Raw genomic sequence first — 23,991 nt, 5'->3', positions numbered from 1 at the left:
CTATTGATGCTAATTACCTGCTCAGTGACAGAGTTTCTATTATGAATTGTAAAATAGTTTACTGCATATAAAAAATTAATAGTTATTTAACTAACGATAGTTACTAAAAACATCAGTTTTGTAATGACATCATAAAAATTTAATGATTATTGATACGATTCACTTTGAAGTTTACTAAAAGACATTTCTGAAACGATTATCAAATCTTTTTACAATAATGTTTAAACTTAGCAGGCTATGACAAAAACTCTGTCACTAGATCTTTTAGGTCAAAAAGAGTCAGTCAAATGTTGATTCTTTTTAGTATGTATAAAGAGGTTACTTACACGTATTGAAACAGTATTTTTATAAACTTTGCAGATTTCCATAAGACATCATAGGAAAAGAGTTTTAAAGCTTACATTTTCGGTTTTAATATTCATTCAACAATTCCTTTTGTTGTTTTTAATATATTGTTTTAATTGTTTTAATTGTTTTAATTGTTTTCGGAGGCCTGAATCCCTTGGTATATAAGGTTTTTCGAGCCCTAACCCTTACACTTTCGGTTTTAACCCTTACACTTTCGGTTTTAACCCTTACACTTTCGGTTTTAACCCTTACACTTTCGGTTTCTTAACCCTTACACTTTCGGTTTTAACCCTTACGTTTTCGGTTTTAACCTTACACTTTCGGTTTAACCCTTATGTTTTCGGTTTTAACCTTACATTTTCGGTTTAACCCTTACGTTTTCGGTTTTAACCTTACATTTTCGGTTTTAACCCCGCATTTTTAGCTTTAATGCCGGTATTATCCCTATTAATTCTTACATTTTCTATGCTAACCCTTACACTTTCGGTTTCAGTTAAATAATCATTTTGAAATTTATACTAGTGTGCGATAAAATAACCTTACATGAATAAAATCTGTGTAAGGGTTGAGAAAATGAAAAAAGATATAAATAATTTGGTTACTAAATCAAATAAATTGATTGATGCAAATTATAAAAGTAGATTGACGCCCCGTGAACAAAAAATCATTTTATACATAGTGAGTAAAATACAAAAAGAAGATACAGAGTTAAAAACGTACTCCCTTTCTATTAAAGATTTTAGTGAAATGATGGGACTTAAAGGCTCTCCAAAATATGAAGAGATAGAAAAGGTGACGAAAAACCTTTTGTCAAAAGTTATTGAAATTCATGAGGAAGACGGATTAATTCAAACTCATTGGTTAACCAGAGTGAAATACAATTACGGCCAAGGAACGGTGGAATTTAATTTTCCAGCAGACTTAAAACCGTATTTATTAATGTTAAAAAGAGAGTTTACCTCTTATAAATTGAAGAATATTTTAGAGTTGAAAAGTGGACATTCTATTAGAATGTATGAGCTATTAAAGAAATGGGAAGTGCGAAAAGAAGTACAAATTGATTTAGAAAAACTGAAAGAAATGCTTGGAATAGATTCGGGATATAGTGAGTATTCCAATTTTAAGCTAAGAATACTTAAAACAGCCCAAAAGGAATTAGAAGAAAGCACAGATATTTCTTTTAATTACAAGGAGATTAAAAAAGGAAGAAAAGTTAGTGCTTTACACTTTTTTATTACCTCAAAAAGAACTGCTCTCGAAAATGAAACTCAGTTGCTTGAAATGAAGCAGGAACCAGATGATTTGTTTGAATCCCTCTATCTTCAGTTAGATCAGACTTTCAAAAAGCATGATTATACATTGACGAAAAAAGTGTTGAAAAGATGGGGCGAATTGGCCGAGGAAGTATGGGGCGATAACAAACACATGGAAATTCACAAGCTCGTTCAGCAATCTTTTAGTGTTCCCTCCATTGAAAATCATCTTGCTTTTATCACCTATATACTCAACGAGAAAGTAAAATGCGTGCAAAAAGGTACAAGTCATCATCGAGTGAGTGTTGAAAGTAATTCGAAAAAAATCATTCGGGAAGAGTTGCTGCCACACTGGTTTAAGAAAGATAAGAAAGAAGAAAAAACAGTGAGAAAAGGAAAATTAAGCGAAGAACAGAAAAGAGAAATAGAACAACAGCTTCAAGAGCTTATAAATAGTAACTCTGTTAAACGATAATGTTGATTTTTTAATAAAAGAAAAAGAAGCTTGTGAAATATTTTTGGCTGTTTCTTGTTTTACCATCTTAATAGTAAGGCTTATGATGCTTCTCTCAAATGAAACAATCTTGATGTTGACTACAGGGGGGGCTACCAACAAATACGTAATGTTGGTGGTACCCTATTTTATCTAATGATCTATATATAATTCTCTGTTATATTGGGAATATACTGTTTCTATTTATAGTGCTTTACAGGTAATTATCATGTGTCTTGTGGTTTTAGCACTTTATTGTGTAGAAAACCTTGCTTGCTTTGCTCTTAAAAGGGCTTAAAAGAAGCAAGAGTAATGAATAAGTGTGATATAAATAACTAGGGAACCAGTCTCGGAGCGAGTAGCGGCAGGTTATAGCGTTATTTATAGTATTTTTAAAGGAGAGCTATTTTATGAAAGCAGCACTTGGTATATTTACACCATCAGCTCATGTTATTAGTGTACGTTATCATGGTCCTCAATTTCAGCATAAAACGATGGACGTTAATTCTCTTGAATGGCAACAACTTATTGAGCCTCAGGATTTAAAAGAAAATTATGATGTTACACGTTGTAATCTGAGTAATACCTTGATTCAGGTTAAACAAGAAATTGCTAAAGAACATAATATGGTTCTTAAATTGAAAGAGATGGGTTATGTTGCTTCTATGTTACAAACAGGTGGTATGAATCATGCTGGTAGTATAGAGAAGATTGATGGAGGTTATTATCAATTTACATACAACTTTGATGGGGATCATGTTTGGTGGTTAATTTCTTATGATGTCGAAGAGGAATTAACGGAGGATGAACCATATAATTCTTTGGAAGAAGATGAATTTTTAAATTATATCCTTCAGCTTAAGGACATAAAAAAAATATGAGAGCCAGAGTTCTTTTGAATTCTGGCTCTTTTATTTTTTGACGTTAGAAGTGGTATGGTGTTTAAGGATTTCAGAAACGATTCGTAAATTGAGGGGCCACTATAGAGGAATTGTCGAGGAAATGTGAAATTTCATGCATCGCTTACACTTCGATTACTTTTATGAAAGTATGTACCATCACCATTCATTCAGGGGGATTCCTCACTAAGTAAACACAGTAGCAAAACCACTCTGGTAGTTGAAAAACTTTTGAGTATAATAGCTTATTAAGAAAAAGCATATATAAACACAAATAAGCCCTAGTCATCAATTGACTGGGCATCTAATAGGAAAAGTATTAACTCTGTTTAAGTCTCAATTAATAACCCCTACCATTGCAATCACCACAAGTCACCGTTGTTCCACCCCATCCAACATCCACAGTGATTACTCCTTCACCATCACATTTTGGACAGTTTTCTACGGCCATTTAGCAACCTCCTTTTTTTCTTTTTATACCATCTATGTTATTCTCTGATATATTTTCGTATTCCTTTTATTTACCAAACCATCGAGCAAAATAAATACATATAATCATTAAATTTCCAGCATCTTTTTTCTATTATTATAGCAAAACCGTTCGTTAAAGTATCTATGAAAAATGAACGTTCGCAAAGTGGTTTTTATACTTTTGTGGAAATGTAAAAAAGTAGTTTTAAATCAAAAACTAACCTGTTCGTAAATGTGTACTTTTAGGAACAGATAAGTAATGAGGAAAACAACGGAAGAGGAAAAGAAGAAAACAACTTTTCTTGTTTAAAAGAAAGGTTGTTTTCTTCTTTGTTATAATAACTTTTCAATTTGTGAATTAGATCCATAATTAAGTGTTTAAGTTTTATATATAGAAGATTTCAATCTTCACTGGTGACCCGTAGTCTTTTGGTTTGGGTGGGCCATGTGATAGGCTTTCTTAGCCGGAGGGCGCCTTGTTTGAGCGAGCGGAGAATGCTTCAGTAAAGAAAACAACGAAGAAAGAGATGAAGAAAAGACAGGTAATCCCCCTGTTTTGAGGTGCGAGGCTGGTTCTTTAAAACGTCTCCCTATTCATTGAAAAGGCACACTAAGGACTAGAGGATAGTGTACTTATGGAAGATTCTTCTGAGCTTCTTCGAGTAAACCGAGCGACAAGCTCTGGAGCCCCAACCTGAAGCTTTAGCTGAGGGTGGCGGTGGAAGAGATTGACGCGGACTTACTGCTTAAGAGACCTCTTTGAATGAACGAATAAGGCTTCAACGAAGAAACCCTCGAAACAAGAAAAGAAGAAAACAACTTTTCTTTGTTAGAAGAAAGGTTGTTTTCTTCTTTTCTGTTGCTTCCATGCAGTATGCGGGAGATACTTCTTGAATAGGCGTCAGCATGGCTGCGGGATGAATAAGCTTGCAAGATTAGCTTCTTCGAGTAAGACGAGCGGCAAGCTCTGGAGCCCCAACCTGAAGCTTTAGCTGAGGGTGGCGGTGGAGGAGATTGGCGCGGGCTGCTTTTGAACTTGCTTCCATGCAGGTATGCGGGAGATACTCCTTGAATGGGCGTTAGCATGGCTGCAGGATGAATAAGCTTGCAAGATTAGCTTCTTCGAGTGAGCAGAGAATGCTTCTACGAAGAAAGATTGTTTTCTTCCTTGCTGTTGCCTTTATATAGCAATGCAGAGCGGGACTTCTGTAAGTAATCTTCAGCAGGGATTTTTGGAATTGTAAATAGAGGACTCTTTTCTTTGGATGTATTAATTACCAATATTCGGGCGGTCTATCATTTTCTTGATTGATTTTCTAAGTTTTTAATTGAGTTGATTGACTTACCAAAATCGTATGGCTGGCTGTAATAGATTTTTCCACATTCTAAACATTCTACATCACACAGTCTTGGTTTATGAGAATTCAAGTCATCGTTTTCAATACGAATAACAGATAATATTCCCCCGCATGTACACTTCATTTTTTCACTTCCTTTTTGGTATACCTATCATGTTCTCTTTTATTAATTATACTTTTTATAGTTATACTGAACAATCACATGAAGTTTAGGACTAGGGTTTGAATTATAGTGATTTGGAACCTAGTTTTTTGAATATTATTATTCAAAATTATGGAATATAGACTTTTTTAAAAGAAAACAAAGGTGAGTAGATATAATTAAGTTAGCTATATGGAGAGGGCTTTGCCCAATAAATTTAATAATTAAAAGGTAAGAATTTGATCTTGTATTTCTGTATTTCTGTATTTCTTTAATTATTGACAGAGTGTTTATAATATATTAAATTAAAAATAGAATAAACGGAACGCTAGTTCTTTTTATAGAGGGGGAAAAGTATGTTTACATCGATTGATTTATTTTCCGGACCTGGCGGATTATGCACAGGTTTGAAATGGGCAGGTATAAAACCACTTATAGCTGTCGAAATGAGTGATTGGACGGTTAAAACCTACGGAGCTTCGCATGATGCTGATATTTTAGTATTAGGTGATTATCTAGAAGGTACATTAGAAAATGAAGCGGAGTATTTTTTGCCAAATGACAAGACTTTACTAATCCATGGTGATATAACAAAGATAACTAATGAGTTAATTGATAAAATACTTAATGAGCGATTTGGAGTTAACACCGTTGATATTGTAACTGGGGGAGCTCCATGTGAAAGTTTCTCAATGGCTGGTCAACGTCGTGATGATGATGAAAGGAATAACCTTTTTCTTAATTTAGAAAGGATAGCAAAACATGTTGATGCTTCAATGGTTTTGTTTGAAAATGTTAAAGGTCTTTTTTCGAAAAAACTAGATGGTAAAGCTGGAAAAATGTACGAAATGATTTGTGATGAGTTCGAAAGAGCTAATAATAAGGGTGTTTCATTTAAGTTGGCTAGTAGAGATCAGGGGACAGTATTATTAAAAGCTTCTGATTATGGTGTTCCTCAAAATAGAGAACGGATATTCTTAGTCGGCGTTAATAGTAAATATCATGCAGAGTTTTCTTACCCTGAAAAAACACATGGAGAAGGTAGAAGATATCCCTATGTTACAGTTGGAGATGCAATATTAGATTTACCTAAAGTGGGAGTAAAAGAGGGAGAAGAAGAAGTTGAGTTTATTCCTGAAATCAAAGATTCTTTTTCTATTCAGAGAAAAGAGTTTCTTCAAATTGTTTCAGGTGAAAAGTTCGGTCTTCCTGAACATTTAAAAGATAAAAAGAATAAGTTAAACTCACATATAGGACCCGGTCATAAACCTCCAATGATAAATCGTTTAGCTAATATTCTTCCAGGAGAAGGTATGAAACAAGCTGCTGAACGTTTAATTAATAATGGACAAGAAGATGTTCGTAACAATTGTTTTCCTAAAAAACTTTACGCTGCTAGAAATAGAAGACTAGTAGCTGATAAACCTAGTTTTACCGTAACTTCTCACTGTTTAGACGAAATGGTTCATCCCATTTTAAATCGTTCAATTACTCCAAGAGAAGCTGCAAGACTACAATCATTTCCTGATTGGTATCAATTACAAGGACCTTATGTGAAGTTTCATAGCGATCCTCAACAAGATAGATACGAACAAATGGGAGATGCTATCCCCCCACTATTGGCTTATGCTTTAGGAGTAAAAATAGTAGAAACATTAAATGAAATAACATTTCAAAATCTTGAACTTAAAGAGGTTGTTAATAATCATGGATAAAGTAAAAACGACTTTCACATATACTCAAGAAATGATTGAAATGGTTAAATGTGTTGCTTTGTTGAAAAATAAACATCAAAATGAAATTATAGAAGAAGCATTTATGTATTGGTTAGACAATCAAGATAAGAAGTTTGTTAATTCCTTAAGAGATATTATAAGGGTTTCTAAAAATATGTAGTGATGTGAGGATATTATTTAGAAGTAAATATCAGAAAAAGCTATATAGATTTATATAGCTTTTTCTCTACTATTATCCTTTAAATTGAATTTTCTGACCTTTTGTACCTGTAGCATAAGTCCAAGATAAACCAGTTCCAAAACCGCCTTTTTTAGGTTGGCCATTTTTATATAACGTATTATGTATGTATTCTTCTATAGAATATACATGACTAGCTTTTAGACTAAAGGTTTGTTTCATTAGGTCGAATTTTATTAAATATTTAGGAAATCTTATATCAGAAGTATTCTCCTGTGCGCTTCCAGTTACTACCCATCTGACGAATTTTTCTTTTATTGGTTCTAGTAAATCGCTCAATTCCTTTTTTTCATTTGGAGTAAAATGTTTAGCTGATGCATCATTTTGATGTTTTGTTAAGAGCTGAATAAGAGTTTTATCTTTAATTCCAATCTCATTTACAATGGTAGTAGTATCGAATTCTGCAAAAGCTACTTTTGGTAATGTTGATTGTTTTATACTGATAGGGACTAAAATTTTTTGTTCTTCTAAATATATAGATATTAAAACATCTGTCTTAGGGTTTCCGCCTGTTGCTCTAGGAGGAATGTTTTTGGTAGCGTGAATTTCTTTGATTTTTTCTTTTACGCTATATATATTTACTTTATGTAGTAGAGAAATATATATTTTATAACCATCTTCATTATTGTAACTGCTGTGCCCTTGTTTTAACGCTTTCAAGTAATCCTCATTTTTGAAAATAGAAATACAGTAATCCTCATATACATCACCTAATTTATCACCGACAGTACCAGGAGCAGCATTTTCTTTAATTCCATAATCAGTATATAACTTAACTAGTTTACTATCCATAAAACCAATCCTTTCGTGACTTTAATGTGGATAACATTAATAGTGCATGTTTTATTCTTTGGAATAGAATTACTCTTCAAGGAGTGTTAAAGCAAAAAAAATATAGGTATTTCTCTTTTGGGAAAAATAGGTTTATAGGAGCTTTATTTAAGGATTGAATAGAATTTTCTTAGTGTTTCACTTCCTTTTAACTAGATTAACTTGAATTATTCTAGTAGAATAGTCGGTATTATATTATTATAACGCTTAGATATTAAAAGTGGAGAGGATTACACAATTTAAATAAATATGGACAATATCGAGATATAATTGATGATGGTTTCGAAATATGCTTTTTATAACTGGAAAAGCTCGTTATATTGCGGTCAATCCTTATAAGTACTTACCTTATTAATCAACATATGATAGAAAAGTTCTTAAAAAGAACATTTTTGGATTTTGATTTGATATATGAGACATAGTTAGTATGTAATTATTTGATGATTTTTGATAAGAAATAAATGCCATTTTACGTAAAAAGCTGAGGATTAACACATCTTTAGTTCATGCTGTAGACAAAGTTGATTTTCCTCGAGTTTGTCTACAGTATTTTTTGTTTTAAAATATAAATCATACAATGTTTGGGGCGATGAAGATGCTTTCTAAAAATAATCTCATCCAACGAAATCAAATAGAAATGATTGCTTTAGACCAATGTACGGAAAGTAAAGACTAAGTAACACGTCATATTTGGCAAGAATATGTGGAAGAAGCAGTCATCATAAAGGTGTAAAATTCTCTTTTATGCGAAGTGTAGAGAAACCATTGAGTGAGCGTGTATTAGCAGATTTAAAAGGTGTGTTGGACAACGTTACGTGGACATAAAGAATTGCCGATGCAGGCGATGCTTCCTTTCGCTATCATGAATGTAAATGAGATGGACAACTGGGCTTGACGAGGTCTATCTTCACTCATTTAAAATAAAATTCAAAGAAAAACGAGAAAGGGGTTCGGAATGAGAACATTCCGAACCCCCTTGATTGAAAAACTGAACACAGCTGGAATTGTTGTGTTCAGTTTTTCATAAAGTATCTACTTCTTCTCCCCCAAATACTTCTCCAAAGCTTCTTCAATCAAAATATAAATCTTCTTGTCTTGAACAAGTGCTTGCATCTTCAGTTGTTTGTGCAGGTCTGTGCGTAAATCGAAGGAGACGCGTTTTCTTTCTATATTGTTTTCTTCTTTTATTGTTTTATTTATTTCTTCTTTAGTTGATTCGTTGTTTTCTTCGTTTGAAGAAATATTTATTTCTTGATTAGTTGTTTCTTCTTCTCCGATGATTTCAGCTAGGGCTTGGGTTGGTGTGACAACCTTTCTTTGACGCTTCATGTTTTTGATATCATTGACCTTTGACACGTTCAATCAACTCCTTGTAGAAATTTCTGTACTGATCTAGAGCTTGTCTGATTTCTGGATTTTCGTTAAATCCGTATAGAGCAAGTCTGCCAGTCGGTGCTTTGCGGGTAATGATTGTTTGAAAGACTTCTTTAGGGTAGTCTTCTTCAATCATTTCGTTAAACGCTTTTGCATCGCTGCGGCGCACGTCGTTCATTGTTCGTAAGATACCGAGCACTTGTGTGTCTTTGTTACCGAAAGTGCGGGCTCCTTCTATAGAATCCATAAAGTTCGGAATCGCTGAGTAGCACCAGTTTGAGCATTCAAACATGACAACTACATATTCACTAGCACATAAGGCATTTGTCGTTTGCTCACTTAGTGATGGTGGAGTATCGATTAGTATAAAATCATATTTATCTTTTACAGGCTCAAGTATTTGATCCAGGATTAAGCTTGGATTACCTTGAAACGGTAGGTTTTCTCCTTGATATGTTTTTCCGGTATAAATCCAGCGAGGGAATGTGGCTAAAAAGTTGTTTGCAGGTAGAAGGTCCAAATTGTCGTTAATTGAAACGATATATTCTTCTACATTATCCTGTTGCATTGCCTCTAGCACCGATCTTCCCATAAATTCATTAGACGGTGTTTCAGATAGCAGTTCAGTCAGGTTACCTTGAGAGTCCATATCTATAGCTAATACGCGGTATCCGTCTTCTTTTAATAGGTAAGATAGAATCCCTGTTGTTGTGGATTTACCACAGCCACCCTTTTGAATCCCCATTGTAATAGTGATTGCTGACAAGATTCGCACCTTCCTTTCTTCTAAACTTTATTTCTTCTTTTATTTTTTTCTTCTTTTCCTCATTTCTATATTAGTTGAAAACTTCCTGCTTGTTAAGAGATTTGTTTTTGTTCTGGCTTGATATGTATGTTTGAAGCGTTGATATAGGTGATGTTGATTTGAGGAGGGGACGGTACTATTGTTTAAAAATGTAAGTCGTGTTATTTCGTTAAGAGTCATTTAATTTAAAGGACAGACGTCGTCAACAAAGTTTATTTATTAAAGAATAATCAAGGACCATAGTTGTTGGTCTCTTCTTTTGGTCAAAAATAAGCGAAGAATTCCTGTAAAAATAAAAGGTTATTTAAATGGTTATTTTACAAGTTATATAAAATGTTATAAATTATAATTATTAAAAACCTATATGGAGTGATTTTAATGAGTGAAGTTTCAAAATTTATTGATCATGTTATTGGGGAATCTGTTACGAAAAATAGAAAGCATGAGGTAAAGTTTACCGTCTCCCTTGATGAGACAGATAATCGGAAATTAGAGTTAATTGCTAAATCATTAGGATTGAAAAAAGTTCCATTTGTAAGGGAGCTTATCAGAGCCGGTATTATTGAAGCAATTCAAAAACTTGAACTTAATAAAAGCGACGAGTTCAAGGATTTTTTGTTTAACGATAAATCAGTTGATGAATTTCCTATATCATTCTTGGAAGAAGACAAGGAGTAATATGAATGAGTATTAAATTAGATTATGCATATGCAGGTCCTGAACTTAAACATATTTCCGAAGATTTGAGTAGAAATGAAACTTATAGATGTCCTTTCTGTGAGGAAGAAGTAATTTATCGAAAGGGGGAGGAACGAGAACATCACTTTAGTCATAAGCCAGGATCTAATTGTTCAGCAGACAGTGAAACAATTCTACACTTTAATGCTAAAAATTATCTGGCTGACGAGTGTTTCGGACCAAACGGCTATTATATTACCCTTAATTTTCCCTTAGAACAATACATCCCTGAGCTTTATGAGCAGCTTGCTTTATTAGGACTTAGTCAAGATTTTGATGTGAATTTACATGAAATATTGGTTTCCTTACGTGCATTAAAGGGTGCGAAGGTTGAGAAGAGAATTGGACCTTACATTGCAGACGTTTACTGTCCAACTGAAGTTGGGAATGGCTTAGCAATTGAAGTATGTGTCACTCATGAAATGGGAGAAGAAAAACGATCCTTTTATTCTTCAAAGGGAATCAGCTTTCTTGAGCTGATTCCTAAAAAAGGTCAGAATAAGAGATATGAATTTGAGGTAAAGTCCAGTTCAATAGATTTGTTTTTTAAATCTTATAGAGAAAAAGTTGAAAAATATCAACAAGAACATCTATATTCTAAGTATTATTTAGGGCTTTTAGCAGCTGCACGTGAACCCTTGATGGAGAAAGAAGAATTGATTTATAAGCAGAAGGCTGTTCAAAAAGTTATCAATGATATAAGTAATATTGGGATAGACGACTATATAAAAGATGAAGTCTTTAAAAAGAGTACCACTATTAGAGCTCAAGCATTTAATTCGAATATATTCCATAGTGAACCATTAAATAATGTTCAATATGTTAAAAGCAGAAATGGTTCAAAGTATCTTATGGGAAATGATAAAACCTATTTTATATCAAATGAGCAAAATCTATTGTATGATATATTGAATAAAATCGTATGTGCTGAAGTAGAGGTTGAAGCTCTGGTTGGAGGCTGGCGTAATAGTGAAAAAAGCAGCATTGTAGGGTTTGATTTTAAGCTGCCAAATCTAAGTGTTACTTCAGAACTTTACAAATATATAATTAAGCAGTTTTTAACAGATTTAAGTATGAAATTTGATAATAAAATTAAGGAGCTTAGTTAGAAATAAATATCTGCAAAAGTTTAATGCGTACTGATTCTAGGTTTAAATAATATAAGCATATTAGTTATTTTGCAAAGGGGCCTTTAATTGAAGAAGAGAAGAAATTATAAAAAGTGAATTGCAACTCCAAGTTATTCCACTAAAGAATGCTGCTATTACGAAATAAGCAATCGCTAACTGACAGGCTTATGTACAATCGTAGAACAACATAGGTTGAAAATGATTAAACTTAATTAGAAACAATTTAATGCCTGACCGCAGATGTTTTCAAAATCGTCACAAAGTATGAGAAATAAATAAAATACTACAAAATGCCGTTTTGTCGTTCAAAAACCTGAATTTCGTTGTAGAAATTCAGGTTTTCAGCGTAAAAAATGCTGTTTTTAACGTGAAATCTCACTTGAAAATGGAATTTTGGCTTTTTGATTTCCTTTTGTGTAAAACATATGATTAAACTAGTGAAGGAATCAACCTCTCAACCCGCTTCCCTCTTTTTCTATATACCTTCTATTTAGTATTACAAACCCATATCACGCCAAAAAGTGGGAGAATCCTTTCTTTTTGGCCTTTTTCTGTTGTTTTTTGGATGTTTACATAGTGAAAAACAAGTAGTGCATTTTGGGGAAATCGTCTATTTTTTTCGTAAGGAGATAGTTTTTCAGCTTGAAAACTTAATACGGAAAGGATGAGTTTAATGGATTGGAAGAAGGTCGAAATGTTCTTATCTTCAGGTCAGGCATTTATTCCGGTATATGCTGAAAATAAGGGAGATTCTGTATTGATGTATCTGAAAGATGGATCAACGGAGATTTTAGATATACAGTGTGAGTCATTTTTAGCTAAGCTGCTTTATTATTTCGGTACAAGCGTTTCAGCGAATCGAAATCGCTATGGAAAGCTGGTTGGCAAGAGAAACCTGGTGCCCATAGTTTTATCGTATGGCATGACGTTAGTTCCCTATACGGTGCGCGAGCCGATTGGTAGGCAGACACGAACTGGTTGGTTTCTGGCCAAGGAGATCTCGCATTTTCATAAGAAATTGCAGCATCACACAGTCGTTCAACTGTCGCAGCATGAAGTGAGTGTGATGCATTCGGAGAAGTTTTGCTTTGAACAGCTAAAGAATGCTAGATGTATCGAGTTGTGTTATGGCGAAATTCATGAACCGTATAGAAAGAATTCGATTTTCTCGGCAGGATAATTCCTGCTTTTTTGATGTAATAAGCTCTAATCGATTTTGTTACAAGGATACTCGCTATTAAATTCTACAAAACCCCCATTTTTCACGGTATTTCACTCTAAAACCCTTTTGGGAGAGATTGGATGACCTGTATATAGTAGAGGTATCCCAAGGGGAAGGAGGAGATATTATGGCTTCAGAATTTCATGTGAAAAAGACCTTATCACTAGCGTTTCAGGACGGTATCAATGCGGATGGGGATCCAATTATTAAGCGTTATTCGTATTCAAACATCAAGAAAACAGCAACACCTGATGCCCTATTAGCTACTGCGCAAGCGATTGCTGGTTTGTGTAAAGGCACGCAGCGTGGATTCACGACGATTGATAATAATGACTTACTTCCGTAAGGTGATTTGGAAATAAAACGAGAAAGGAGGTAATGCGACATGGCTAAAACATTAGAGTTAACCTTTAATGGTGAGGATGGAGGAACTGTAAAGATTTCTGTTAGAAATCCGAAAGATTCTCTTACCCCAACGGAAATTAAAACGGCAATGGAGCAAATGGTTCAGGCGAATATTTTTACATCGTCTGAGGGGGATATCGTAGGCGTGAAAAGCGCTAGAATGATTGATCGTACGACTGCAGATATTGAACTGGTGTAATCGAGGACGGAAGGTGCTGTAGCCTTCCGTTTTAGTCTATTTAGGGAAGGGAGTGGTATGTATGGATTGGGCGGCTATGATCAGTGAAGTTGGCTTTCCGATTTTGGTGACATTTTATCTATTAAACCGGATGGAAACAAAGATCGATCAACTCTCACAATCCATTAATGACCTGACCGTATCATTAAAACAATAGAGATCTGTTAGGTTGATAAAGAAAGGGTGAAAAAGATGCTGATTGCAATCGATGCGGGGCATGGAGGGAAGGATTCGGGTGCTGCCGCAAATGGATTAATGGAGAAGGATATTACGTTGTACCTGGCGCTTAAAGCAGGTGCTTATTTAAGAACGTATTATAATTGCGATGTGATGTATACAAGGAATAAGGATGTATATTTAGGGCTCTCAGAACGTGCAAATATCGCGAATAGAGCAAAGGCCGACCTGTTTTGTTCGTTTCATATTAACAGCTTTAATTCAACGTCCAAAGGCTTTGAAACGTATCGCTATCCAGGAACAAAAGGCAAGACGATTGAGTTACAGAAAGCCATTCATGAGGAAGTGATGAAGGTTTTAAAACCATACGATATTACGGATCGCGGTATGAAGGAGAAGGATCTTGCGGTTGTCCGCCAGACAAGCATGCCAGCTGTTTTAACAGAAACGCTGTTTATTTCGAATCCAACTGAAGCAAAACTCTTAAAATCAGCTTCCTTTCTCGATAAGGTAGCCGAGGCGCATGCAATTGGAATCGCTAAAGCTGCAGGATTGACGAAAAAGAGCAGCAGCAGTGCTTATCTAATGACGATTGCATTCAAAAACAAAGCCGAAGCTGAAAAACACGCAAAAGTGTTAAAAGAACAATACGGGTGGCTTATCGATGTAAAAAAATCTTAATGACTCTGCCGATATGGCGGAGATTTTTTAAGAATTCTAAAAATCTTACACAACGATGTTATGTCAGATTTTTCATTTTGTCGCAAGCCTGTTCTAGTAAGGGTTTATCGGTCCTTTTTTCAACAGTCCTTTTTATGAGAAATCTGACGTATTGGCTATCTAATTAAGGGGGTGTCGTATTTATGCAGACGGTCCAACCTATTAAAGATAGAGAAAAAATCGAGGCAATAAAGAAGATTTTACGTGCATCCACGCTGAGGAATGAGCTTTTATTTGTGCTAGGAATCAATACCGGACTGCGGATTAGCGATATTTTAGCACTAAAGATTTCGGATGTTTTAACGAAAAAAGGTGTCGTCGACCGGCTGGATCTAAGGGAAAAGAAGACGAAAAAGAAGCGAATCATTGCCCTGAATAAAAAAACATGCCGATTAATCCAGCGTTATTTAGAAACAGAACGCTCAGTAGCACGTCAGGATGAGCCGTTGTTCCTGAGTCAGAAAGGAACAAGAAGGCCAATAAGCCGGCAGCATGCGTATGACATCCTCAATGAAGCTGCACGCTCTGTAGGCATCACAGAACGCATCGGAACCCACTCTTTAAGGAAAACGTTTGGATATTTTGCATATAAGCAAGGAATTGATTTGGCGATGATACAAAAGCTGTTGAATCATTCGAGCCAGACTGAAACTTTGCGGTACATAGGGATTACACAGGAGCAGATGGATGAGGTGGTGTTGAGGTTGGAGTTGTGAAAAAGGGTTAACCTATGATAAACGGGTTAACCTTTCTTTATGTTACATTACTCAACCATTACTGCCCATCCATCCGAGTATCCGTCATAAGGTTTACTTAATTCATCAAGTCGCTTTTGTATATCAATGATGTCGTCGTAATTTAAAAGCATTTTTATAAGACAAAAACAAGTCCATTCTTCTGTTTCATCGTCTTGTTCCAGTTCACAACTAAACCCTTCATCTCTCAAGGATTTCAATACAGATTCACCACTGCTTTTATCTGGAACCGCAACAAAAAAATCTACATTCTGTGGTTCTTTAAAATCAACCCCTTCTTTATATAGCATTTTTAATACTTGCCCATCATCATCACTAGGGAATTTCATTTTATTCTCTCCTCGTACTTAAAACAGTATGTATTAGCCTTCCGTTCATTATATCACTAAGCTTCAACTATCCTACTTACTTTCGTGAAATAAGATTTACATCTCTTCTTGATATATTTCTAATTTTATCGGCTTTAAATTCAAAGGTATTTTAAACTCCTGAAGGTTTTCTATATGATTTAAAAAATCATCTATATCATCATAATCCATTGACCACTCTTCTGCCTCTAACTTACTTAACTCATCTGTTGGTTTAAATAAAAATTCACAGTGAAGCTGTTCCATATGAGAATACTCATCTTCTTCATAAACAGTAAACTGACGTACAAAGTCAAAATGAAATAGTTCCTCTCCAGTAAAATCGTAAACACCACATTGAAATAAAATTTCTTTATCTTCTTCCCCCACAACTGTCTCTTTACAAAAAGCCTTAAATGTTTCCCAAACTTTTTTTATATCATCGGTCTCTTCACCAATTTTATTTTTAAGGTAACTTTCAGTATTCTTAACCGTAATCATTACAACACCTCCAGTAATAGTATGTAAATATTCTTCCTCACCAAACCTCTCCGTAGTTAAATCAGAAAATGAACATTTTTCTTTAACAGAGTCTAAAATCAAAAAAGTCCCTACCAGAGTGAAATACATAGATAACAGCCCTTCTTACATTTGAGAAGGGCTTTGAACATTATGAAACTACTACTTTTTAACGTTCACAAGCGATACCGTCTTTATCACGGTCTCTACTTTTGTTTTTGTCGTAAAGAGCTTTTGAAACATGTGGCTTATATTTTGTTTTGCCACCTTTATTTTTAACTTTAGAAGATCTTGCTACGCCGCCTTTATATACCTTATTCGTAAAAGTATGATCTTTTACGACAGCCTCTCAGTTTTGGTATTATGAGACCAAAACTAACAATCCGAAGGTCGCTCAAGTAGTGGAGTCTTGAGAATTTTTTAATTCATTTTGCGAACGATGAGAAAAATCTTGCAGTGCAATATGACAATGAAAAGAAAACTCCAACTATTCATTATTCAACGAACTTTTGAGGATACTTTCTTTACTTTGTTTTTTATTCCGTAATATTTACTTCAATTGGCTCTGCAACAACATTCCATTCCTTACCTAACATAGTAAAGGTATGCTTAACGAAAACTTCTACTGTACCTGGGGCTAGAGCTTCGATGGTATTGCCCTTTATGCGAACCTTGTTAGAACCTTCGAGCATGTAAAGCTCGGTCTTGATGTTTTCCTTTTTATCTACTCGATAGTCGACAAATGCTTTTGCTTGAATGGTTGAAGATTTTCCAACTTTCAAGTTTACTTTTTTTATAGGTGTTTCTAGGTTAATCGGAGATTTTGTTAGCCATTGTGTGTAGTCTGTAATCGGACCAATCACGCCTTGCTGTAATTTTTCACTGAACGGATCTTCTCCTCTAAAGGTCCAATGCATGTTCATCATTCCGCGTTGGCGCATGTAGGTAATAAATTCTTGATATACGCTACCATAGCTAGCGTTGAGTGTAACGTTACGGCTACTTCCATAGTTTAAAAGTTTTTGTGCATTTTTAACTTTTTCTACGTCTGTTCCAGGAACTCCCTGAGAGTACAAATAGCCAATCGGAATTTCGGGTTTTAGTTTGTTGATTGTAACCATACTATCTAAATTAAAGCTTTGCAGGACAACTTGATTGACCATATCTTCAGCTTCAATTTCCTGAATGACTTGTTCTTCAATCCCTGTATCTTTTAATTCAACAAGCAACACGATGTCCTTTCCTTTAAATGCTTGTAAATATTCCTTAAATGTTGGGACTTTTTCTCCCGCGAATTGTGGAGAAAATTTACTTCCTGCATCTAATTGGCGGATTTCATCTAGTGTTAAATCACGAACACGGCCTGTACCATTTGTAGTTCGATCTACTGTATCATCATGCATGATAACAAGGTGACCGTCTTTCGTCCTTTTTACGTCTGTTTCAATCATGTCAGCCCCTAGATCGTAGGCTAATTGGTAGCCGGCCATTGTATTTTCCGGTGCTAATGAAGGAATTCCACGGTGTGCAGCTACAATAGGTCTTTGAATAATCGTATTTTCAGGATATTCAGTTAGTGCTGTTGCTACATACCCTGGCGTGTTTGAAATAATACCATCAACGCCTAAGTGCAATAAATCATGAGCCGAATTAGTAGAATCAGCGCCAACGCCCCATACAGAAATGGTACGGCTATGTAAATAATGTACGATTTCCTGCGTCAAAATCTTTTGAGGGATAATGGCTACTTTCCCCTTACTTTTATGAATCGTTTGGGCAAATGCCTCTAAATCATTTTTATTCAGTGAATTTTTTGAATAAATGATTCCGCCGCGTGCATTTGGTTCTTTAGTTCTTAATTCTTTCAAGATTGCTGGATTGCTAGATATGAAATGAACATCAGTCGTTTGTGCTTCATTTAGTACGGCAATGATATCTTCTTCAAGACCAGCTTGTTCAACCTGTAGGATTGGAATCCGCTTATTTTTGATAGATGTTAATACGTCAATCAATGATTTTTCGTTGACTAGAAGCTCTCCATCTGAACTCTTTGTAACAGGCAATAACACAGATGATACCTGTTCTGATGTATCGATTGCTTGATGATTAGCAATCAACGTAGGAGGATTGACAATCGTTGTCGCTGGTTCAGCTGGAATGAAAGCACCAGAATTCTCACCCGAAGGAAGATCAGTCGATGTAGTTGTCACTTTTACATTGTCAAATTGAACATTTACACCGTTTGCTTGAAATCCAACATCACCATTTCCATATTGACTTGCAAGATCTGTGTCAATGACTAGTTTTCCATTCACAAACTGTTGAACGCGATTCTTACTTGCAATGACTTTAAGCTTGTAGGATTTGTTAAACTCAAAATTCTCCTGAAATGAATTTGTTTCTGGAACAACCCATTGATTTTTTTCATTGCGAATCGCAAATTCCAACCCGTTCAATGCAGTAGTCCCTTTTCTAACTGCGAATTGATAGTATGGATAATTTTCATTCTGAATGCGGTACATTAATGAAGCCCATCTTGTGTTATCAACTGCTGATAAAAAGGTCATATCCGCTTCAAAAACATAATCCCCGGCGTCTGTGCCTAGAGGTATAATCACTCGTGCTGGAGCTGAAGAAGAAGGAGAAGTTAACAATAGCTTGCCGTCCTTTGTTACAGCATTCCCTTGAACTAATTTCCAGCCAGCAGGAAGCTTTTCATCGGTAATTGCGTCAAAATTTTCATTCACTAGCACATTGCCCGTTTCATTTGCAAAAACGGTTGTTAGACCAAAAGTGGAAGGAATTACACTAAATGCAATAGAAGATGCAACCAATACCTTTACTACAGACTTGTTTCCTTTTCCTATCATTTTTGTTCCTCCTAATGAATTATATAAGTTCCTTATCAATGAATATATTAACAAAATAGTAATATTTTTAATGTTAAGTTTAGGAGTAGGAATAAAGGGTGGTAAATTGGTATAGAGCACCCGACAAAAAAGAAAGAAAAATGACAAAAAAGTAGAAAATATTTAATTTTAGGAAGATAATACCAATACTTTCCGACTGCTAAATATGTAAATTCAACAATTTGTTTACAGTGAATTAATATTTCTTGAAAAAAAATTACACGCACAAAAATTATAGAATGAATAAGAAAATGACGTGAACCATTTTACACGTCATTTTCCGTACATCTTATTAAACGAAAACGTCAAATAGCCCCAAAATATACTACATAAGTGGTGTATTTGACGCTTACCCTTATTCATTTCCGTACAGTTTTTGAAGCTTACTACCTTTTCCTTTGCATCAACTGTATCAATGACTGTTGTTGAGAAACCGAATATAAGTCCAGCGCTTAATACGATTGCAGATATTTTTTTATGGATAACTCTCCTTAAATATGTATAATTTGGTACATTATGGTTAATTTATCACAGGACCATTGATTGTTAAAGATTAGCCATAAAAAAATCCCATACCGAAGTATAGGATTTTCATATCAATCTTCAAACAGTTCGTCCATTAGATCTTCAATTTCCTGCTTCAACTTTGCTGTTTCCTTTGTATCAATAGTGATTTTATCACCATTGAATACAAGAACATCGCCAACAGCAGCTTCTTTTGGCAATTTAGCTTTTGGGATATCTTTCATCGTATCTTCAAACTCAATAACTGCAAGATCTCCCTCAAAACGATCAATAATTCCCTTTTTCATCATTATCTCACCGTCTTTACCGTTATTTTCTTACCTGTAGAAGTAAAGATAATGTTACCTTGCTTATCTGTACGATAAACTTTAGATTTAGCGGCTTTTAAGCGATTTAGCGTTTGAGATGTTGGATGGCCATATCTGTTTGATTTGCCCACACTAATCGCAGCATACGTAGGCTTAGCCTTGTTCAACAGTGATGTTGTTGTAGAATCTTTCGAGCCATGATGACCTACTTTAAGAACATCTACTTTAGGGATTAATTTTTTTGCTAACATATCAGCTTCAGCTTCTTTTTCAGCATCACCAGTGAATAAGAATTTCTTGCTGCCGTGTGTTAAAAGAAGAACAGCACTCCAGTTATTTAAGTCACTTTTACTATAAGTTTTAACTGGTGCAATGAACTTAAGTGAAATATCTTTTGCTTTTGTACTGATTTCAACACCTTTTGTAGCTGTAGTAATTTTTAATCCCTTTTTCTTTACAGCTGTTAAGAAATCTTTATAAGCAACTGTTGTATGAGATACTTTTGGTGCGTATACTTTGTTTACTTTGAAAGCATAGATAACCTCATCTAACCCACCAATATGATCGGCATCTGGATGTGTAGAAACTACTGCATTAAGAGTTTTTACTTTCTGTTTCTTTAAATAAGCAACAACTTCATCGCCTGTCCCTTTGTTACCAGCATCGATTAGAATGTTCTCGTTCCCAGTCTGAATTAAAATAGAATCACCTTGTCCAACATCAATAATATGTACTTTGACAGTACTTGCAGCTTCTGAAGGTGTAACTCCAGTGAACAAAGCAAGAATTAATGAAAGGACAATTAGAATTTTTAGTTGTTTCATTATACGAACCTCCTAGTAATTTAGCATTCTATTTTTTACATAGAATGTTCCCCCTTAATTATTATATCCGAATGTATGTTTTGTTAATATATGAAAAGCTATCCATTTTTAAAGAAAAGAAGAAAAGTTTATTTATTCTTTTCTTCTTTAGTTGTTTTCTTCGGAAAAGTGCACAATGGAGTTGATAGGAGAGGCTTCCAATATGTACGGAATGTTATGAAGGCGAATACAGTAAGTAAGGGCAAGGAGTTTAGTCATCAAGAAATAACAGCAGCGTACCTTGCTCTATTTTATAAAATGCTATCTTCAATAAGTCATTTTTTTGTTTATGAAAACATTGTTATTGATACTAAAAAAATGGTGAGGTATTTGAGAGGGTGTCGTGGGGTGAGCCCGCATGGGAGTAAGCCGGGAGGGATTAAGTGGAGATTATGCAAGTGTAGTTGGAGGGTACGCTCTCGGGGGCTATCCTGGGAGTGTCCTGCTGATGTCCTTCGCCATGTCCTTTGTCCCTTCCTTGTCTCATGGTGTGAGTGGGTGGTTGTTGGTTGGGTGGTTAGTGGTGAGACTTAGCTTATGAAATGATTGATTAATGACCTATGCTAGGACATGGTTATGTGTCTTCGTGTCCCTGGGGATGTCCTTCGCTCACAGAGAGGAATTTACTCCCCTCCCCTACAGCTCCGAGTCCAATAGCAGAGCTTGCTGCTTCGTTCCATGAGTGTCGTGAGGATAGGCATGAAGAAAGTTGTACAAGAAAGGTTTAAAAACGTTAAAGGCATTAGGATAGTTGTGAATAAATAATTATGAAACAAAGTGAGTTAGAACTTGTAGAGGAGATGAGAAGATGACAATTAGTTCAGAGAGGAAGACCTCAAGATTGATGAGATTGCGTAGAATCTGCGGTTATGGTGCCGCAATAGCAGTAACACCTTACCTGCTGATCAAAATCGTATGGACTGTTGGTCTCTTCCTTCCAACCGAGCAAATGGGTGACGCTAGCTGGCGCATTATAAACGCAGTAACCGCCGTTCTCGCTGCGATTGGTATCCTTCTTGCAATGGCGTTTTGCAGGTCGTGGGGAGAGCGGCTACCTGCGTGGCTGGTTGCTCTACCTATTTGGGTTGGTACCGGTTTGCTCGTTCCTATGCTGTTAATTGCACCGGTTCTGGGCCCTGCAGCTATGATCCGGGATCAAGAAGCAGGTGCCGCCGACTTCTGGGTATACGAGCAGATCTTCGTCATGATTTCACTTTTTGGGATTGGCATCTTCCTGCCGCTTGCATTGGCGGGGTATGCAATGACACGTTGGCCAGAGGCTCTGAGTGGCACAACCGACTACAAGGAGTTGTCGGGCCATACTCTACAACTGCAGATCATCTTGGCTAGGATTGTCGCTGCCGGCTGCATTCTGCTCGGTGTCATCAAGGTGTTTTGGGCGGTTGGCGGCTCTTTCGGCATCGACCCGGCAACCATGGGTGAACGCGATGTGTGGTGGCACCTGCTGTCATTGAGTACAGGCGTGTGGTCCTTTGCTGGTGCGTGGGGCATACTGGTGGTAGTATCCCGCCGTGGGTCGAAGTGGTTTCTACCCCCTATGGCAGCGGCATGGATTTCATCGGGAGCGTTGTTCTCCAACAACCTCTATTCTGCCTTATCTTCAGTTCGACTCGATGCGCCACCCTCCCCAGAGTACCCATTGGCATGGTTGTTGACCACACAGGCGGGCATCGTCTTAGGTGTAATAATGGGGATGATTATCCTGCTGGTGCTGCACGAACGCCGTCGAGCCCTTCGAGATGAGTCTAACTGAAGTTGATTACACAGAACCACGGACTATTGGAGTTGTGCAAGAGCTCATTTCGCGTGAAGAAGAGGTAATGTACTTTACAATTGAAGATTTTCGAGAGCTAAAATAATTAGTGGTTTATTCAACAAAAGAGCGTTATAACGGAATGAAAATGTTTAGAGTCGATTCTTAAACTAGGGAATCGACTTTTTTATGTCTTAAAAAACTATAACAGCATTATGCGGTGTCATAACTTTAAGGAAGTGATACGGTTTTGATCGTGTAGTAATACCGGCCAATTAAAAGATGTCACAATATAGTGTCAAAAGCAGAGGTCCTCCTTTTTCAGCTCATAGAAGGAATTTACACAGCAGCCCCATTTTCATTATCACTGTTAAGAAGATTAAGCGTTTTTAACAGTCACATTATTGTCAAAAGGGTAAAGCCTGCTTATGTCGAAGCTCTTTATAAAAGAGGAGGGATTCGTATGGAACGTAAATCAAAACTATTGGCACTATTAGATGATGAATGTTTTGGAGTGGGTTTGATTGACGTTAAGTGGGGAATCCTGATGGACGAATTTGATGATGCAGCTATTTTTTTGGTTTTGATTTTTCGTGATCGAGTAGAGGCATATTTCAGTCTTTACGATGAAGAAGCTCCGTACCGTAATTATTTAGGGAAAGGTGTAGCCGAAGATATAGAACCAGCGAAAGAGTATGCACTTGCTGATTTGGATAGACAAGTGTATTTGAACATTCATTAATATTTCGTTGTTTTCTTTTTTTCTTGTTTAGAGGGTTTCTTCGCAGAAGCATCTCCGCTCACTCGAAGAAGTCTTTTACGCATCCGGCGCGGTCTCCAGAGCCCCGCACTCTAGTCGGGGAAGCATTCTTGCAAGCTTATTCAACGAAGAGATTCAATCCTAACGAAGTTTCTACACACTGGAGTCTCTCTTTGGTACAGGTCACCAGTGAAGATAGAAAGCATTTTAAGATTGCTTAAGAAAGATATGGTTTATCCGTTCGTAAAAGTTGTAGTTACTAAAACAAAAAAAGCTGTATCCCTGTAAATATTGTTTTACGGGTATACAGCTTTTCCTTGTTTAATTATCTGTTTTATCTAAGTATTCATTCCGTGCCTTCTCAACTATATCTATCATAGTCGTATCATGTACAACAGCATCTGTACGTAATCTTTTTATGAAGTTCAGCATTCAATTCAAATGTAGCCTTTTTAGTATTCTTTTGTTTGCTCTTTTCCGACCTGTATTTCTGTATCTGGAAGGATCTCTAGATTATTATAAAAGCCGTAAATGGATAGTCTGTTAATTGCTGCTATACCAGGCATTGTCGTTTCAAATACTAAGCCTTCATATTCTTCATGTATCAATTCTAAAAGCTCTTTAAATATAAATATTTTCAATGACCGGTATAT

At 35.8% G+C, this 23,991-nt stretch carries 23 protein-coding genes and 1 pseudogene; 14 read left to right on the top strand and 10 right to left on the bottom strand.

Annotation, left to right across the window (positions count from 1 at the left end; genetic code table 11):
* Positions 1 to 921 precede the first annotated feature (921 nt).
* From ACE199_RS20265 to ACE199_RS20250, 4 genes are all read left to right on the top strand, one after another.
* Positions 922 to 2,076: a replication initiation protein gene (locus tag ACE199_RS20265; protein ID WP_375351345.1), complete on the top strand. Its 1,155-nt coding sequence runs from the start codon at positions 922 to 924 to the stop codon at positions 2,074 to 2,076.
* A 428-nt stretch (positions 2,077 to 2,504) separates the two neighbouring features.
* Complete coding sequence (locus ACE199_RS20260; protein ID WP_375351344.1) at positions 2,505 to 2,975, top strand: hypothetical protein; 471 nt, start codon at positions 2,505 to 2,507, stop codon at positions 2,973 to 2,975.
* Between the two features lie 2,345 nt (positions 2,976 to 5,320).
* Entirely contained in the window at positions 5,321 to 6,679 is a 1,359-nt protein-coding gene (locus tag ACE199_RS20255; RefSeq protein WP_375351343.1) for a DNA cytosine methyltransferase, read from the top strand.
* Positions 6,672 to 6,860 (top strand): hypothetical protein, encoded by a 189-nt coding sequence (locus ACE199_RS20250; RefSeq protein ID WP_375351342.1) that lies wholly within the window; start codon positions 6,672 to 6,674, stop codon positions 6,858 to 6,860. Before ACE199_RS20255 ends, ACE199_RS20250 begins: the two co-directional genes overlap by 8 nt.
* A gap of 72 nt (positions 6,861 to 6,932) precedes the next feature.
* On the opposite strand, the gene ACE199_RS20245 is transcribed toward ACE199_RS20250, so the two are convergent.
* From ACE199_RS20245 to ACE199_RS20235, 3 genes are all read right to left on the bottom strand, one after another.
* A complete protein-coding gene (locus ACE199_RS20245) occupies positions 6,933 to 7,730 on the bottom strand; it encodes an MspI family type II restriction endonuclease (protein WP_375351341.1) in 798 nt (265 codons plus the stop codon).
* A gap of 1,071 nt (positions 7,731 to 8,801) precedes the next feature.
* Complete coding sequence (locus ACE199_RS20240) at positions 8,802 to 9,125, bottom strand: hypothetical protein (protein WP_375351340.1); 324 nt, start codon at positions 9,123 to 9,125, stop codon at positions 8,802 to 8,804.
* Positions 9,109 to 9,888: a ParA family protein gene (locus ACE199_RS20235; RefSeq protein ID WP_375351352.1), complete on the bottom strand. Its 780-nt coding sequence runs from the start codon at positions 9,886 to 9,888 to the stop codon at positions 9,109 to 9,111. Before ACE199_RS20235 ends, ACE199_RS20240 begins: the two co-directional genes overlap by 17 nt.
* A 438-nt stretch (positions 9,889 to 10,326) precedes the next feature.
* On the opposite strand from ACE199_RS20235, the gene ACE199_RS20230 reads away from it, so the two are divergent.
* The 8 genes from ACE199_RS20230 to ACE199_RS20195 all read left to right on the top strand — a co-directional run bounded on the left by ACE199_RS20230 (position 10,327) and on the right by ACE199_RS20195 (position 15,294).
* Entirely contained in the window at positions 10,327 to 10,626 is a 300-nt protein-coding gene (locus ACE199_RS20230) for a hypothetical protein (RefSeq protein WP_375351339.1), read from the top strand.
* A gap of 5 nt (positions 10,627 to 10,631) precedes the next feature.
* Positions 10,632 to 11,795: a competence protein CoiA family protein gene (locus tag ACE199_RS20225; RefSeq protein ID WP_375351338.1), complete on the top strand. Its 1,164-nt coding sequence runs from the start codon at positions 10,632 to 10,634 to the stop codon at positions 11,793 to 11,795.
* Positions 11,796 to 12,489: 694 nt separating this feature from the next.
* Positions 12,490 to 12,996 carry a hypothetical protein gene (locus tag ACE199_RS20220; RefSeq protein ID WP_375351337.1) on the top strand — a complete coding sequence of 169 codons (507 nt, stop codon included), beginning with the start codon at positions 12,490 to 12,492 and terminating at the stop codon, positions 12,994 to 12,996.
* Between the two features lie 169 nt (positions 12,997 to 13,165).
* A complete protein-coding gene (locus ACE199_RS20215; protein WP_375351336.1) occupies positions 13,166 to 13,384 on the top strand; it encodes a DUF1659 domain-containing protein in 219 nt (72 codons plus the stop codon).
* A 39-nt stretch (positions 13,385 to 13,423) separates the two neighbouring features.
* On the top strand, positions 13,424 to 13,642 hold the full coding sequence (locus tag ACE199_RS20210) for a DUF2922 domain-containing protein (RefSeq protein ID WP_252283693.1): 219 nt from the start codon (positions 13,424 to 13,426) through the stop codon (positions 13,640 to 13,642).
* Positions 13,643 to 13,703: 61 nt separating this feature from the next.
* A complete protein-coding gene (locus ACE199_RS20205) occupies positions 13,704 to 13,838 on the top strand; it encodes a YvrJ family protein (RefSeq protein WP_252283692.1) in 135 nt (44 codons plus the stop codon).
* Between the two features lie 35 nt (positions 13,839 to 13,873).
* A complete protein-coding gene (locus ACE199_RS20200; protein ID WP_375351335.1) occupies positions 13,874 to 14,539 on the top strand; it encodes an N-acetylmuramoyl-L-alanine amidase in 666 nt (221 codons plus the stop codon).
* 182 nt (positions 14,540 to 14,721) lie between these two features.
* Complete coding sequence (locus tag ACE199_RS20195) at positions 14,722 to 15,294, top strand: site-specific integrase (protein ID WP_375351334.1); 573 nt, start codon at positions 14,722 to 14,724, stop codon at positions 15,292 to 15,294.
* Positions 15,295 to 15,341: 47 nt separating this feature from the next.
* On the opposite strand, the gene ACE199_RS20190 is transcribed toward ACE199_RS20195, so the two are convergent.
* From ACE199_RS20190 to ACE199_RS20165, 6 genes and pseudogenes are all read right to left on the bottom strand, one after another.
* Positions 15,342 to 15,662: a ribonuclease E inhibitor RraB gene (locus ACE199_RS20190; RefSeq protein WP_375351333.1), complete on the bottom strand. Its 321-nt coding sequence runs from the start codon at positions 15,660 to 15,662 to the stop codon at positions 15,342 to 15,344.
* Between the two features lie 96 nt (positions 15,663 to 15,758).
* Entirely contained in the window at positions 15,759 to 16,181 is a 423-nt protein-coding gene (locus ACE199_RS20185; RefSeq protein ID WP_375351332.1) for a hypothetical protein, read from the bottom strand.
* Positions 16,182 to 16,368: 187 nt separating this feature from the next.
* Positions 16,369 to 16,521: pseudogene (locus tag ACE199_RS20180) on the bottom strand (excalibur calcium-binding domain-containing protein); the annotation flags it as partial.
* 214 nt (positions 16,522 to 16,735) lie between these two features.
* Positions 16,736 to 19,069 carry a glycerophosphodiester phosphodiesterase family protein gene (locus ACE199_RS20175; protein WP_375351331.1) on the bottom strand — a complete coding sequence of 778 codons (2,334 nt, stop codon included), beginning with the start codon at positions 19,067 to 19,069 and terminating at the stop codon, positions 16,736 to 16,738.
* Between the two features lie 635 nt (positions 19,070 to 19,704).
* On the bottom strand, positions 19,705 to 19,920 hold the full coding sequence (locus tag ACE199_RS20170; RefSeq protein ID WP_375351351.1) for a DUF3006 domain-containing protein: 216 nt from the start codon (positions 19,918 to 19,920) through the stop codon (positions 19,705 to 19,707).
* Between the two features lie 2 nt (positions 19,921 to 19,922).
* Positions 19,923 to 20,765 carry a ComEC/Rec2 family competence protein gene (locus ACE199_RS20165; protein ID WP_375351330.1) on the bottom strand — a complete coding sequence of 281 codons (843 nt, stop codon included), beginning with the start codon at positions 20,763 to 20,765 and terminating at the stop codon, positions 19,923 to 19,925.
* An 847-nt stretch (positions 20,766 to 21,612) separates the two neighbouring features.
* On the opposite strand from ACE199_RS20165, the gene ACE199_RS20160 reads away from it, so the two are divergent.
* The gene (locus ACE199_RS20160) at positions 21,613 to 22,578 is read left to right on the top strand and encodes a DUF1700 domain-containing protein (protein ID WP_375351329.1); all 966 of its coding nucleotides are present in this window, start codon (positions 21,613 to 21,615) and stop codon (positions 22,576 to 22,578) included.
* Between the two features lie 463 nt (positions 22,579 to 23,041).
* The gene (locus tag ACE199_RS20155; protein WP_375351328.1) at positions 23,042 to 23,320 is read left to right on the top strand and encodes a hypothetical protein; all 279 of its coding nucleotides are present in this window, start codon (positions 23,042 to 23,044) and stop codon (positions 23,318 to 23,320) included.
* Positions 23,321 to 23,790: 470 nt separating this feature from the next.
* Here ACE199_RS20155 and ACE199_RS20150 read toward each other — a convergent pair whose 3' ends face one another.
* Positions 23,791 to 23,946: a hypothetical protein gene (locus tag ACE199_RS20150; protein ID WP_375351327.1), complete on the bottom strand. Its 156-nt coding sequence runs from the start codon at positions 23,944 to 23,946 to the stop codon at positions 23,791 to 23,793.
* Positions 23,947 to 23,991 lie beyond the last annotated feature (45 nt).

This window comes from Peribacillus sp. Hz7 (assembly GCF_042136355.1).
GTDB classification, from domain to species: Bacteria; Bacillota; Bacilli; order Bacillales; family DSM-1321; genus Peribacillus; species Peribacillus asahii_A.
The sequence above is the reverse complement of the archived record's forward strand: the minus strand, read 5'-3'. Positions and strand labels throughout refer to the sequence as shown.